General features: G+C 62.4%; 14 protein-coding genes and 3 tRNA genes. All 17 read left to right on the forward strand.

What is annotated here, in order from left to right:
- Positions 1-185 precede the first annotated feature (185 nt).
- Entirely contained in the window at positions 186-461 is a 276-nt protein-coding gene (hbs, locus tag QTL98_RS10180) for a non-specific DNA-binding protein Hbs (RefSeq protein WP_445678380.1), read from the forward strand.
- A gap of 47 nt (positions 462-508) precedes the next feature.
- Positions 509-583: transfer RNA gene (locus tag QTL98_RS10185), tRNA-Val, on the forward strand.
- A 101-nt stretch (positions 584-684) separates the two neighbouring features.
- Complete coding sequence (locus QTL98_RS10190) at positions 685-936, forward strand: hypothetical protein (protein WP_445678381.1); 252 nt, start codon at positions 685-687, stop codon at positions 934-936.
- Positions 937-1,049: 113 nt separating this feature from the next.
- Positions 1,050-1,126, forward strand: a tRNA-Asp gene (locus tag QTL98_RS10195).
- A gap of 59 nt (positions 1,127-1,185) precedes the next feature.
- Positions 1,186-1,262: transfer RNA gene (locus QTL98_RS10200), tRNA-Asp, on the forward strand.
- Positions 1,263-1,602: 340 nt separating this feature from the next.
- A complete protein-coding gene (locus tag QTL98_RS10205) occupies positions 1,603-1,971 on the forward strand; it encodes an NADH-quinone oxidoreductase subunit A (RefSeq protein ID WP_445678382.1) in 369 nt (122 codons plus the stop codon).
- Positions 1,962-2,522, forward strand: coding sequence for a NuoB/complex I 20 kDa subunit family protein (locus QTL98_RS10210; RefSeq protein WP_510637473.1), 561 nt, complete (start codon positions 1,962-1,964; stop codon positions 2,520-2,522). Before QTL98_RS10205 ends, QTL98_RS10210 begins: the two co-directional genes overlap by 10 nt.
- Before the next feature lie 21 nt (positions 2,523-2,543).
- Complete coding sequence (locus tag QTL98_RS10215) at positions 2,544-3,167, forward strand: NADH-quinone oxidoreductase subunit C (RefSeq protein ID WP_445678383.1); 624 nt, start codon at positions 2,544-2,546, stop codon at positions 3,165-3,167.
- A 95-nt stretch (positions 3,168-3,262) separates the two neighbouring features.
- A complete protein-coding gene (locus QTL98_RS10220; RefSeq protein WP_445678384.1) occupies positions 3,263-4,441 on the forward strand; it encodes an NADH-quinone oxidoreductase subunit D in 1,179 nt (392 codons plus the stop codon).
- Positions 4,438-5,049 carry an NADH-quinone oxidoreductase subunit NuoE gene (gene nuoE, locus QTL98_RS10225; protein WP_445678385.1) on the forward strand — a complete coding sequence of 204 codons (612 nt, stop codon included), beginning with the start codon at positions 4,438-4,440 and terminating at the stop codon, positions 5,047-5,049. Before QTL98_RS10220 ends, nuoE begins: the two co-directional genes overlap by 4 nt.
- Positions 5,049-6,338, forward strand: a complete 1,290-nt coding sequence (nuoF, locus tag QTL98_RS10230; protein ID WP_445678386.1) for an NADH-quinone oxidoreductase subunit NuoF — start codon at positions 5,049-5,051, stop codon at positions 6,336-6,338. Before nuoE ends, nuoF begins: the two co-directional genes overlap by 1 nt.
- A gap of 87 nt (positions 6,339-6,425) precedes the next feature.
- Positions 6,426-8,498: an NADH-quinone oxidoreductase subunit NuoG gene (gene nuoG / locus QTL98_RS10235; protein ID WP_445678387.1), complete on the forward strand. Its 2,073-nt coding sequence runs from the start codon at positions 6,426-6,428 to the stop codon at positions 8,496-8,498.
- Positions 8,491-9,504: an NADH-quinone oxidoreductase subunit NuoH gene (gene nuoH, locus QTL98_RS10240; protein ID WP_445678388.1), complete on the forward strand. Its 1,014-nt coding sequence runs from the start codon at positions 8,491-8,493 to the stop codon at positions 9,502-9,504. Before nuoG ends, nuoH begins: the two co-directional genes overlap by 8 nt.
- 17 nt (positions 9,505-9,521) lie before the next feature.
- Entirely contained in the window at positions 9,522-10,010 is a 489-nt protein-coding gene (nuoI, locus tag QTL98_RS10245) for an NADH-quinone oxidoreductase subunit NuoI (RefSeq protein ID WP_445678389.1), read from the forward strand.
- A 165-nt stretch (positions 10,011-10,175) separates the two neighbouring features.
- Positions 10,176-10,790 carry an NADH-quinone oxidoreductase subunit J gene (locus tag QTL98_RS10250; protein ID WP_445678390.1) on the forward strand — a complete coding sequence of 205 codons (615 nt, stop codon included), beginning with the start codon at positions 10,176-10,178 and terminating at the stop codon, positions 10,788-10,790.
- Positions 10,791-10,793: 3 nt separating this feature from the next.
- Complete coding sequence (gene nuoK, locus QTL98_RS10255) at positions 10,794-11,102, forward strand: NADH-quinone oxidoreductase subunit NuoK (protein ID WP_445678391.1); 309 nt, start codon at positions 10,794-10,796, stop codon at positions 11,100-11,102.
- An 8-nt stretch (positions 11,103-11,110) separates the two neighbouring features.
- Positions 11,111-13,051, forward strand: coding sequence for an NADH-quinone oxidoreductase subunit L (gene nuoL / locus QTL98_RS10260; RefSeq protein ID WP_445678392.1), 1,941 nt, complete (start codon positions 11,111-11,113; stop codon positions 13,049-13,051).
- Position 13,052 lies beyond the last annotated feature (1 nt).

Raw genomic sequence — 13,052 nt, forward strand, 5'->3', positions numbered from 1 at the left:
CCGAGGCGATTTTTTCGCTTCGGCCCCGCATTTTTTCGCAGTTTTCCGCCAAAATTTCGCTTGCCTTGCGTTGACGCGCGTCGCGGGCTGCGCTTATGATTTCGGCGGCTCGCGTTAATAGTTTGCTAACCAAAAGTTAGGGCCAACTGTTCAAGGCGTGCATCACCACAAAGGGGGGCCTTTAAGTGAACAAGAACGATCTCGTTGCCCATGTCGCCGAAGCCGGCGGCCTGTCGAAGACCGACGCTGCCAAGGCTGTCGACGCTGTTCTCGAGGGCATCACCGATGCGCTCAAGAAGGGCGACGAAGTCCGCCTGGTCGGATTTGGTACTTTCAGCGTGAGCGAGCGCGCCGCCTCCGAAGGCCGCAATCCGCGCACCGGCGAGAAGATCACCATCTCCGCTTCGCGTCAGCCGAAGTTCAAGCCCGGCAAGGGCCTGAAGGATATCGTCAACGGTTGATCCGTTGATGTGATGCCGCGCTGTCCGCTGATAGCGCGGCAGCGGGTGGGCGGTTAGCTCAGCGGTAGAGCATCTCGTTTACACCGAGAGGGTCGGCGGTTCGAAACCGTCACCGCCTACCACCCAGAATTAAAAGAACGACGTCGCCTCCGGGCGGCGTCGTTTTTTGTTTCTTTGGCGCGTCAGTCGTGGAACGGTTGGCTGAGATGCCGGAAGCGGCAGAATGAAGCAGGGAAGGGAGTTCCAGGTGGCGGCAGAAGAACGTCGGCTTGGTGATCTGATCATGGTGGCGCTCGACAAGGCGCTGCAGCAGCGCGACCTGCCGGTATGCGAAGCCCTGCAGCGGGCGCTGGAGCTGTCGCTGACACGCACCACGATTGAGGAAGAGCGCCGCAACGCCTCGGAGCGCCTGCTGCAGGCCTATGCGCGCCTGGAAGGCTTGAGGGCCGAAATGGGCATGAAATCAAAAGTTTAAGGCTGATTTTTGCCGTCTTCTGGAAAGCCGGATAAAAAAAGTAAAAACAGCGATACTCAGTTGTTGACAGGGGGGCGGCGGGCCCCTAAAACCCGCCGCACCGATGCGGAAACGCGGGTGTAGCTCAGCTGGTTAGAGCGCCGGCCTGTCACGCCGGAGGCCGCGGGTTCAAGTCCCGTCACTCGCGCCACATCGCCTTCGCCCCCTGGGGCAAAGCGGTGGCCCGTATCGAGAGAAGTGAAGTAAAGCGCGGGTGTAGCTCAGCTGGTTAGAGCGCCGGCCTGTCACGCCGGAGGCCGCGGGTTCAAGTCCCGTCACTCGCGCCACTTCTCCTTCTTCTCAGCAGTTCTGCCGCCAGCCGGACGGCCTTCCAGTGAATGCTCCTGTAGTTTTGGTCGCCGGCCGGGAAGCGCTCCCGCAGCCGGTTTTTTTACATTCCGACCCTGCGACAGGACGCCACCCTGCGACATGCTGCAGCGGCGAAAAGTAACCACAACAAGGCCTTTTCATGTTCGGGGGGTGGCTCTATAGTCCCCCCATAAAAAGCCGGGGGCGTTGAAATCGCTCCCATCTCGACTAACTGCCGCTACCGGCCTTTTCCGTGGGACCGCTTTCCAGCGATCCTGCTGGTTCTCCCGGTAGCGCTGGCCAGGACAGGACGTTTTGATGCTCAGCGACGTCGTCGTCGAATACCTGCCCATTCTCCTGTTTCTCATCATCGCCACCGGCCTGTCCGGTGTGATGGTGCTCACACCTTTCATCATCGCCAAGCGCAATCCTGATTCCGAGAAGCTCTCCGCCTATGAGTGCGGATTTGAGGCTTTCGACGATGCGCGGCGCAAGTTCGACGTCCGTTTCTATCTGGTCGCCATTCTCTTCATCATCTTCGATCTTGAGGTGGCCTTCCTGTTTCCGTGGGCGGTGTCGCTCGGGAAGATCGGTCTGTTCGGCTTCTGGTCGATGGTGATCTTCCTCGGTGTGCTGACCATCGGCTTTGTTTATGAGTGGAAGAAGGGAGCCCTGGAATGGGAGTGATCGACGCCAAGGGCGCCACCGGCGGTATGGCGCCGCTGCCTCCGGGCGCGGCGCAGGATGCCGTCCTGCGCGCGGTCACCGATGAAATCCAGGACAAGGGTTTCGTCGTTGCCCAGTACGAAAATCTGGTCAACTGGGCACGCAGCGGCTCGCTGTGGCCGATGACCTTCGGTCTGGCCTGCTGCGCCGTGGAAATGATCCACGCCTACATGGCCCGGTATGACCTCGACCGGTTCGGGACGATGCCGCGGGCCAGCCCGCGCCAGAGTGACGTGATGATCGTGGCCGGCACGCTGACCAACAAGATGGCGCCCGCTCTGCGCAAGGTTTACGACCAGATGGCCGAACCGCGCTGGGTGATCTCCATGGGCTCCTGCGCCAACGGCGGCGGCTACTATCACTATTCCTACTCGGTGGTGCGCGGCTGCGATCGCGTGGTGCCGGTGGATATCTATGTGCCGGGCTGCCCGCCGACCGCGGAAGCGCTGGTTTATGGCGTGATGCAGTTGCAGAAGAAAATCCGCAACGGCGGCCGCCGCATCGTGCGCTGACGGTTAGGGCGAGGCGATAAAATGAGCCAACAGGCACTGACAGACCTGGCCGAGCAGCTTCGCGGTGCATTCGGCGCCGTGATTGCAGCGGGCGGTACGGTCGAGGTTGAGGTCGCGCACAGCGAAATCAACGTGACGGTCTCCCGCGATGCGCTGCTGAAGGTCCTTTCCTTCCTGCGCGATGATGCGAACTTCAAGTTCAGCCAGCTCATCGACATCACGGCGGTCGACTATCCGGTGCGCGATGAGCGCTTCGACGTGGTCTACCACCTGCTGAGCATGACGCTGAACCAGCGTGTGCGCGTGAAGACGCCGACCGACGAGGATACGCCGGTCGCTTCCGTCGCCGGGCTGTGGCCGGCGGCCGTGTGGTTCGAGCGCGAGACCTGGGACATGTACGGCATCTTCTTTGCCGACAATCCCGACCTGCGCCGCATCCTCACGGACTATGGCTTTGAAGGCCATCCGCTGCGCAAGGACTTCCCGCTGACGGGCTATGTCGAGGTTCGTTATGACGATGCGCAGAAGCGCGTGGTCTATGAGCCGGTGAAGCTCCGCCAGGATTTCCGCAGTTTCGACTTCCTCAGCCCCTGGGAAGGCATGACCGGCATGCTGCTTCCCGGTGACGAGAAGGCGAGCGGGTAAGGGAGTTCATCGGTCAGGGCGCCGCCTTCAAAGGGGCGCCCGGCCTTTGTTTCTCACCTTTCCCCGATTGGATCACGAGTTTAAGGCAGGCCCCAATGGCTGAAGCGCAGATCAAGCCTTTTACGCTGAACTTCGGACCCCAGCATCCCGCCGCCCACGGCGTGTTGCGTCTGGTCATGGAGATGGATGGCGAGATCGTCGAACGGGCGGACCCGCATATCGGCCTGCTGCATCGCGGCACCGAGAAGCTGATCGAGCACAAGACCTACATGCAGGCGGTCCCGTATTTCGACCGTCTGGACTATGTGGCCCCGATGAACCAGGAGCACGCCTTCGTGCTCGCCACGGAAAAGCTGCTCGGCCTTGAAGTGCCGCGTCGCGGCCAGTTCGTCCGTGTGCTGTTCTGCGAAATCGGCCGCGTGCTGAACCATCTTCTGAACTGCACGACCTTCGCGCTCGACGTTGGCGCGATGACCCCGCCGCTGTGGGGCTTCGAGCAGCGCGAAATCCTCATGGAGTTCTATGAGCGCGCTTCCGGCGCCCGTCTCCATGCGGCCTATTTCCGCGTCGGCGGCGTGCATCAGGATCTGCCGGCCGGCCTTGCCGAGGACATTCTGGCCTTCTGCGACCAGTTCCAGGGCTTCCTCGATGACATGAACAACCTGCTGCTCGGCAACCGCATCTTCAAGCAGCGCCTTGTCGATATCGGTGTCGTGTCGGCGGAAGAGGCGATTGCCTGGGGCTTCACCGGCCCGTGCCTGCGCGCCTCCGGCATTCCGTGGGACCTGCGCAAGTCGCAGCCCTACGAAGTCTATGACGAGCTCGATTTCGACATCGCGGTCGGCAAGACCGGCGATTGTTATTCGCGCTATGTCTGCCGCGTGCTGGAGATGCAGGAGAGCATCAAGATCATCCGCCAGTGCATCGAGAAGATGCCGGAAGGTCCGGTGCTGAGCGAGGACCACAAGGTGGCACCGCCGCGTCGCGGCGAGATGAAGCGCTCGATGGAAGCGCTCATCAACCACTTCAAGCTCTATACCGAGGGCCATCACGTTCCGGCTGGCGAAGTCTATACCGGCGTGGAAGCCCCGAAGGGCGAGTTCGGCGTCTACCTCGTCGCCGACGGCACCAACAAACCCTACAAGTGCAAGATCCGCGCGCCGGGCTATGCCCATCTGCAGGGCGTCGACTTCATGTCGAAGGGCCACATGCTGGCTGACGCGGTGGCGATCATCGGATCGCTGGATATCGTTTTCGGGGAGATTGATCGATGAGCGGTGCGGCTCCCTCGGCCGTGAGCCAGCCGGCGAACTTCGAGTTCACGCCGGACAACATGGAAAAGGCGAAGAAGATCATCGCCAAGTATCCGGCCGGCAAGCAGGCGAGCGCGCTTCTGCCGCTGCTCGACCTTGCCCAGCGCCAGAATGACAACTGGCTGCCGCGCGCGGCCATGGATCATGTGGCGCAGATCCTCGAGATGCCGCCGATCCGGGTGTATGAGGTCGCGACCTTCTACACCATGTACAACAAGGAACCGGTGGGTAAGCACCTGGTGCAGCTGTGCCGCACCACCCCGTGCTGGCTGCGCGGCTCCGACGGTATCCAGAAGGCCTGCGAGAACAAGTTGGGCATCCATGCCGGCGAGACCACGGCCGATGGCCTGTTCACGCTGATGGAAGTCGAGTGCCTTGGCGCCTGCGCCAACGCGCCGATGGTCCAGATCAACGACGATTTCTACGAAGATCTGACGCCGGAATCGATGGAAGCCATCCTCGATGCGCTGGCACGCGGCGAAAAGCCGAAGACCGGTTCGCAGACGGGCCGTCAGACGTCCTCGCCCGCCGGCGGGCGTACCTCTCTGACCGATGCGGGAGAAGCGTGATGCTGAGCGACAAGGACCGCATCTTCACCAATCTCTACGGCTTCAAGGACCGCACGCTGGAAGGCGCGCGCGCTCGCGGAGACTGGAACGGCACCGCCGACCTCATCGCCAAGGGCGCTGAGTGGATCATCAACGAGGTCAAGGAATCGGGTCTGCGCGGCCGTGGCGGCGCCGGCTTCTCCACCGGCCTCAAATGGTCCTTCATGCCCAAGAACACGGGCCGCCCGCACTATCTCGTCATCAATGCCGACGAGTCCGAGCCGGGTACCTGCAAGGATCGCGAAATCCTGCGCAACGAGCCGCACAAGCTGATCGAGGGCTGCCTCATCGGCGGCTTCGCGATGCAGGCCAATGCGTCCTACATCTATGTGCGCGGCGAGTTCTACCACGAGGCGATGGCGCTTGAGAAAGCGGTCGAGGAGGCTTATGCCGCCGGACTGCTTGGCAAGAACGCCGCCGGATCGGGCTGGGATTTCGACATCTACGTCCACCGCGGCGCCGGCGCCTATATCTGCGGAGAAGAAACCGCGCTGCTTGAAAGCCTGGAAGGCCGCAAGGGCCAGCCGCGCAACAAGCCGCCGTTCCCGGCCCAGGCCGGTCTCTACAGCTGCCCGACCACGGTCAATAACGTGGAATCCGTGGCCGTCGTGCCGACCATCCTGCGCCGTGGCGCTCCGTGGTTTGCCGGCTTCGGCCGCCCGAAGAACAGCGGCACCAAGATCTTCTCGATCTCGGGCCATGTGAACAATCCCTGCAACGTCGAAGAATCGATGAGCATCACCCTGCGTGAGCTGATCGAGAAGCATGCCGGCGGTGTGCGCGGCGGTTGGGACAACCTGCTGGGCGTCATCCCGGGCGGTTCGTCCACGCCGGTCATTCCGGCCGACCAGTGCAACGACCTGATCATGGATTTCGACGCGCTGCGCGAGAAGGGCTCCGGCCTCGGCACCGCCGCGGTGATCGTCATGGACAAATCCACCGACATCATCGAGGCGATCGAGCGCCTGTCGCACTTCTACAAGCATGAGAGCTGCGGCCAGTGCACCCCGTGCCGCGAGGGCACCGGCTGGATGTGGCGTGTCATGCGCCGCATGGTGAAGGGCAATGCGCGTGTCGAGGAAATCGACATGCTGTTCGAGGTTACCAAGCAGGTCGAGGGGCACACGATCTGTGCGCTCGGCGACGCCGCTGCGTGGCCGATCCAGGGGCTGATCCGTCATTTCCGCCCCGAGATCGAGGCTCGCATCGCCAAGTACACGCGTAACGCCGGGGCGATTGCCGCTGAGTAATGACCTTCAGGGCCGGGCTGGACCCGGCCTTGAACAGTATGGTTAAAGACGCACGGCCAACCCCTTGAAGGGTATAGGGTTAAAGACATGCCGAAGCTAACGATCGACGGGATCGAGATCGAAGTAGAAGCGGGGACTTCCGTCCTTCAGGCCTGTGAGGCGCTGGGGATCGAGGTGCCGCGCTTCTGTTACCACGAGCGCCTGTCCGTGGCTGGTAACTGCCGCATGTGCCTTGTGGACATGGAGCGCGCGCCCAAGCCGGTCGCCAGCTGCTGCATGCCCGTGGGCGAAGGCATGGTCATCCGCACCGATACCGAGCGCGTGCGCAAGGCCCGCAACGGTGTGATGGAGTTCCTGCTCATCAACCATCCGCTCGACTGCCCGATCTGCGACCAGGGCGGCGAGTGCGACCTGCAGGACCAGGCCGTTGCCTACGGCAAGAACACCAGCCGCTATGACGAGAACAAGCGCGCGGTAAAGAACAAGGAATTCGGCCCGCTCATCAAGACGGTGATGACGCGCTGCATCCATTGCACGCGCTGTATCCGTTTTGCCGAGGAGATTGCCGGTGTACCGGTTCTGGGCGCGACCTATCGCGGCGAGAACATGGAAGTCGGCACCTATGTCGAGAAGACGCTGGACAGCGAGCTGTCGGGCAACCTCGTCGACATCTGCCCGGTCGGTGCGCTGACCTCCAAGCCCTACGCTTTCCATGCCCGCCCGTGGGAGCTGCGCAAGTTTGAGTCCATCGACGCGATGGATGCGGTTGGCAGCAACATCCGCGTGGATGTGCGCGGCGGCCAGGTGATGCGCGTTCTGCCGCGTCTCAATGAGGCGGTGAACGAGGAGTGGATCAGCGACAAGACCCGCCATGCTGTCGACGGTCTGATGAAGCGCCGCCTCGACAAGCCCTATGTGCGCGGCGCCGACGGCAAGCTGAAGGCCGCAAGCTGGGATGAGGCATTTGCCGCCATCGCCAAGCGCGTTGCCGGCCTTGACGGCTCCAAGATTGGCGCGATTGCCGGTAACCAGGCCGATGCAGAGTCCATGCTGCTCCTCAAGGAGCTGATGCAGTCGCTCGGCGTTGCCAGCATCGATTGCCGTCAGGACGGTGCCAAGCTGGATGCCACCACCCGCGCCGGTTACCTCTTCAACACCACCATCGCCGGTATCGAGCAGGCGGATGCGGTGCTGCTGATCGGTACCAACCCGCGCAAGGAAGCGGCGATCATCAACGCCCGCCTGCGCAAGCGCTGGACCATGGGCGGTTTCCCGGTTGGCGTGATCGGTCCGCAGATCGATCTGACCTACGACCACAGCTATCTCGGCGCCGGTCCGCAGAGCCTTGAGGCGTTGCTGAAGGGCGAGGGCGAGTTCGCTGCCAAACTGAAGGCTGCCCAGCGTCCGATGATCATCGTCGGCATGGGCGCGCTGACCCGCGCCGATGGTGCCCAGGTTCTCGCCGCTGCCCGCCAGCTGGCGGAGCAGGTGGGGGCGGTTGCCGAAGGCTGGAACGGCTTCAACGTTCTGCACACCGCAGCGGCCCGCGTGGGCGGTCTGGACCTCGGCCTCGTGCCGGCGGCCGGTGGCCGTGACGTGGCCGGCATCCTCGATGGCGCCGACAAGGGCGAGGTTGAGGTTGTCTACCTTCTGGGCGCCGACGAGATCGACGCCAGCCGTCTCGGCAAGGCCTTCGTGATCTATCAGGGTCACCATGGCGATGTCGGTGCGCACCATGCAGACGTCATTCTGCCGGGCGCTGCCTACACCGAGAAGGAAGGCACCTACGTCAACACCGAAGGCCGCGTGCAGCGTGGCCGCAAGGCGGCGTTTGCTCCGGGCGATGCCCGTGAGGACTGGGCCATCCTGCGTGCGCTCTCCGCGCATCTGGCCAAGACGCTGCCCTATGACGATCTGGCTTCTGTCCGCCGCCGTCTGGTCGAGGTGAACCCGGCCTTCGCGCATGTGGATGATGTGGCCCCGTCTGCCTGGGGGGCCTTCGGCGCCGCCGGTGCGATGGATGCCGCTCCGTTCGTTACCGCAATCGACAATTTCTATCAGACCTGCGCCATCTCCCGCGCGTCGGCCACGATGGCCGAGTGCACCGAGGCGTTCGTGAAGGGTCGTCAGGAAGAAGGAAAGACCGGCACCCATGGCTGAGTTCCTGACCGGATATGCGTGGCCCACGATCCTGATCGTGCTGGAGATCCTCGCTATCATTGTGCCGCTCCTGGTTGGCGTGGCCTATCTGACCTATGCCGAACGTCGCGTTCTGGGTGCGATCCATCTGCGTATCGGCCCGAACGTCGTGGGTCCGTGGGGCCTGCTGCAGCCGCTGGCCGATGGCCTGAAGCTGGCGACCAAGGAGCCGATCATTCCGTCGGGCTCCAGCAAGGTCATCTTCCTGATGGCGCCGATGCTGACCTTCCTTCTGGCGCTCGTCGCCTGGGCGGTCATCCCCTTCAACAAGGGCTGGGTGCTCGCCAACGTGAATGTCGGCGTGCTCTATCTCTTCGCGATCTCCTCGCTTGGCGTCTACGGCATCATCATGGCCGGCTGGGCGTCCAACTCGAAATACGCCTTCCTCGGTGGCCTGCGCTCTGCGGCGCAGATGGTGTCCTACGAAGTCTCGATCGGCCTCGTGATCATCACCGTGCTGCTGTGCGTCGGCTCGATGAACCTGTCCGACATCGTCGAAGCGCAGCGCAAGGTCTGGTTCTGCCTGCCGCTCCTGCCGATGTTCGTCGTGTTCTTCATCTCGGCGCTGGCCGAGACCAACCGCCCGCCCTTCGACCTTCCGGAAGGTGAGTCCGAGCTGGTCGGCGGTTTCAACGTCGAATACTCCTCCATGCCGTTCGCGCTGTTCTTCCTCGGCGAATACGCGAACATGATCCTGATGAGCGGCATGACCTCCATCCTGTTTCTGGGTGGCTGGCTTCCGCCGGCGGACATTGCGCCGCTCAACTGGATCCCTGGCGTGGTATGGTTCGCGCTGAAGATTGCGTTCGTGCTGTTCCTGTTCCTGTGGGTTCGCGGCACGCTGCCCCGTTATCGTTATGACCAGCTGATGCGTCTGGGCTGGAAGATCTTCCTGCCGTTCTCGCTGATCTGGGTCATCCTGACCGCCGGTTTCCTGGTCGCGTTCGACCTGCTGCCGAACGCCTGAGGAGTAGAAGAAAAGCCATGGCCTTTCTCGACAAGACAGCCCGCAGCTTCTTCCTGGTGGAGTTGCTCCAGGGGCTTGGCCTGACCTTCCGCTACATGCTCAAGCCCAAGGTCACGCTCAACTATCCGTATGAAAAGGGACCGATCAGCGTCCGCTTCCGTGGCGAACATGCGCTGCGCCGTTATCCCAACGGCGAAGAGCGCTGCATCGCCTGCAAGCTGTGCGAAGCGATCTGTCCGGCCCAGGCCATCACCATCGAGGCCGAGCCGCGCGAGGATGGCAGCCGCCGTACCACGCGCTACGACATCGACATGACCAAGTGCATCTATTGCGGCTTCTGTCAGGAAGCCTGCCCGGTAGATGCGATTGTCGAGGGACCGAACTTCGAGTTCGCGACCGAGACGCGTGAGGAGCTGTTCTACAACAAGGAAAAGCTGCTCGCGAACGGGGACCGCTGGGAAGCGCAGATTGCCGCCAATATCGCGGCGGACGCGCCTTACCGGTGATTTCCGGCGGGTGCCCCGCAACGGGGTGCCGGCCTAAAAGAACAGAAACTCACGGGCCGGGGCGGCGTCCTGCCGCTGCGGCGCGTGAAATGAAAAAACTCCGACTGACAAGGCGATTGCCCGTGTTCCGACCGATGCAACAAGAACAGAAGTGGGGCGGTTGAGATGATCATTCAAGCCCTGGCATTTTATCTGTTCGCGGCTGTCACCGTGCTCTCCGGCGCCATGGTGATTACCGCCCGTAACCCGGTGCATTCCGTGCTCTTCCTGGTGCTGGCGTTCTTTAGCGCGGCGGGCCTGTTCCTGCTGATCGGCGCCGAGTTCGTCGCGATGATCCTGGTGATCGTCTATGTCGGCGCGGTTGCGGTGCTGTTCCTCTTCGTCGTGATGATGCTCGACATCGACTTCGCCGAACTGCGCACGGGCCTGCTCCGCTACGCACCGATCGGTGCGCTGGTCGGTATCGTGCTGCTGATCGAGCTGGTCGTCGCTCTGGTGAGCTGGAAGGGCGCCTCCGAGGCGACCGCCAACCTCGCCGTGCCGACGCCGCCGGCTTCCACCACGCAGAACGCCGTCGCCATCGGCGAGCTGATCTACACGCACTACGCCTATCTGTTCCAGGCGGCCGGCCTTGTGCTGCTGGTTGCGATGATCGGTGCCATTGCGCTGACGCTGCGTCAGCGTCCGGGTGTGCGCCGTCAGAAGATTGCCAACCAGAACGCCGTTCAGCCCGCCGACGTGGCTGAAGTGCGCAAGGTTGCCTCGCGGGGAGGTATCTAAGCCATGGTCATCGGACTTGCGCATTACCTGACGCTGGCCGCGATCCTCTTTACCCTCGGGATCTTTGGTATATTCCTCAACCGCCGCAATGTGATCGTCATCCTGATGTCGATCGAGCTGATGCTGCTGGCGGTCAATGTGAACATGGTGGCCTTCTCCGTCTGGCTCGGCGACCTTTCCGGCCAGGTGTTCACCCTGTTCATCCTGACGGTGGCCGCGGCGGAATCCGCCATTGGCCTTGCCATCATGGTGGTCTATTTCCGCAACCGCGGCTCTATCGCGGTTGAAGATATCAATTCGATGAAGGGCTGAGCCGAGACATGGAAATCGCGGCAATCTTCCTGCCTATCCTGGGCTCTTTCATCGCCGGTTTCTTCGGTCGCTTCATCGGCGACCGGGGTGCGCAGGCGGTGACGTGTCTGGGCGTGTGCGTGTCGGCGCTCCTCTCGATCGCCCTTTTCTTCGATGTGGCGCTTGGCGGCCATGCCCGCGTCATCCCGCTCATGACCTGGATCGACAGCGGCGATCTGAAGCTCGACTGGGCTATCAAGATCGACACGCTGACTTCGGTGATGCTGATCGTGGTGACCGTCGTCTCCTCCATGGTCCACATCTACTCCGTCGGCTACATGAGCCATGATCGCTCCAAGCAGCGTTTCATGGCCTATCTCAGCCTCTTCACCTTCATGATGCTCATGCTGGTGACGGCCGATAACCTCGTGCAGATGTTCTTCGGCTGGGAAGGCGTAGGTGTTGCTTCCTACCTGCTGATCGGCTTCTGGTACGAGAAGCAGTCGGCCAGTGGCGCGGCCATCAAGGCGTTCCTCGTCAACCGCGTGGGCGACTTCGGTTTTGTGCTGGGCATTGGCCTCGTCTTCTTCCTGTTCGGTACCGTCAATTTCGACGTCCTCTTCGAGAAGGCGCCGGAGATGACCGAACTGACCTACAACTTCCTCGGTTTCCAGGTGAACGCGCTGACCTGTGCCTGTCTGTTGCTCTTCGTGGGCGCGATGGGCAAGTCGGCCCAGCTGCTGCTGCACACCTGGCTGCCGGACGCCATGGAAGGCCCGACCCCGGTTTCCGCGCTCATCCACGCGGCAACGATGGTCACCGCCGGCGTGTTCATGACCGCGCGCCTGTCGCCGCTGTTTGAGTACGCTCCGGATGCACTGGCCTTCGTGACCGTGATCGGCTCGCTGACCGCCTTGGTGGCCGCGACCATCGGTATGACCCAGTTCGACATCAAGCGCGTCATCGCCTATTCGACGATGAGCCAGCTTGGTTACATGTTCTTCGCTGCCGGCGTTTCCGCCTACAGCGCGGCCGTGTTCCACCTGATGACGCATGCCTTCTTCAAGGCGCTGCTGTTCCTTGGTGCCGGTTCCGTCATCCATGCGATGTCGGACGAGCAGGACATGCGCAAGATGGGCGGTATCTGGCGCTTCATCCCCGTCACTTACGTGATGATGTGGATCGGCTCGCTGGCGCTTGCCGGTGTCGGCATCCCGGGTCTCTTCGGCTTTGCCGGCTTCTACTCCAAGGACCTCATCCTCGAGGCCGCCTGGGGCGCTCATTCCGGCGTGGGCGAGTTCGCCTACTGGATGGGTGTGATCGCCGCCTTCATCACCGCCTTCTACTCCTGGCGCCTCATTATCATGACCTTCCACGGCAAGCCGCGGGCGGATCATCACACGATGGAGCATGTCCATGAATCCCCGCTGGTGATGACGCTGCCGCTTGGTGTGCTCGCCATCGGCGCTGCCTTCGCCGGTTTTATCGGCGAGGAGTGGTTTGCGGGTGAGGAGAGGGAACATTTCTGGGGCGAGGCCATCAAGGTGCTCTCCACCCATGACAGCATCGCTGCCGCTCACCATGTCGAGCTGTGGGTCAAGATGCTGCCGCTGGTGGCTGCCTTCTCCGGTATTTTCTTCGGCTACCTGTTCTACATGATCAAGCCGGACCTGCCCGGCAAGTTCGTGGCGGCTGTCCGCCCGCTGCACCAGCTGTTCTTCCGCAAGTACTATTTCGACGAAATCTACGATGCGGTCTTCGTCAAGAACGCCTTCCGTCTCGGCTCTTTCTTCTGGAAGCGCGGTGACGAGCAGACCATCGATGCCTTCGGGCCCGATGGTGTGGCGGCGGTGACGGGCAAGCTCGCCGGCCTCGCCGGCAAGCTGCAGACCGGCTACCTCTATCATTATGCTTTCGCGATGGTGATCGGCCTTGCGGCCTTCGTCACCTGGTTCTGGATTGGTCTGTGAG

It is taken from the genome of Radicibacter daui, from assembly GCA_030657355.1.
GTDB lineage: Bacteria > Pseudomonadota > Alphaproteobacteria > Radicibacterales > Radicibacteraceae > Radicibacter > Radicibacter daui.

Coding starts and splice junctions, on each gene's coding strand:
- QTL98_RS10190 (WP_445678381.1), top strand. CDS start 685: ATGAAGCAGGGAAGGGAGTTCCAGGTGGCGGCAGAAGAACGTCGGCTT.
- QTL98_RS10205 (WP_445678382.1), top strand. CDS start 1,603: ATGCTCAGCGACGTCGTCGTCGAATACCTGCCCATTCTCCTGTTTCTC.
- QTL98_RS10210 (WP_510637473.1), top strand. CDS start 1,962: ATGGGAGTGATCGACGCCAAGGGCGCCACCGGCGGTATGGCGCCGCTG.
- QTL98_RS10215 (WP_445678383.1), top strand. CDS start 2,544: ATGAGCCAACAGGCACTGACAGACCTGGCCGAGCAGCTTCGCGGTGCA.
- QTL98_RS10220 (WP_445678384.1), top strand. CDS start 3,263: ATGGCTGAAGCGCAGATCAAGCCTTTTACGCTGAACTTCGGACCCCAG.
- nuoE (WP_445678385.1), top strand. CDS start 4,438: ATGAGCGGTGCGGCTCCCTCGGCCGTGAGCCAGCCGGCGAACTTCGAG.
- nuoF (WP_445678386.1), top strand. CDS start 5,049: ATGCTGAGCGACAAGGACCGCATCTTCACCAATCTCTACGGCTTCAAG.
- nuoG (WP_445678387.1), top strand. CDS start 6,426: ATGCCGAAGCTAACGATCGACGGGATCGAGATCGAAGTAGAAGCGGGG.
- nuoH (WP_445678388.1), top strand. CDS start 8,491: ATGGCTGAGTTCCTGACCGGATATGCGTGGCCCACGATCCTGATCGTG.
- nuoI (WP_445678389.1), top strand. CDS start 9,522: ATGGCCTTTCTCGACAAGACAGCCCGCAGCTTCTTCCTGGTGGAGTTG.
- QTL98_RS10250 (WP_445678390.1), top strand. CDS start 10,176: ATGATCATTCAAGCCCTGGCATTTTATCTGTTCGCGGCTGTCACCGTG.
- nuoK (WP_445678391.1), top strand. CDS start 10,794: ATGGTCATCGGACTTGCGCATTACCTGACGCTGGCCGCGATCCTCTTT.
- nuoL (WP_445678392.1), top strand. CDS start 11,111: ATGGAAATCGCGGCAATCTTCCTGCCTATCCTGGGCTCTTTCATCGCC.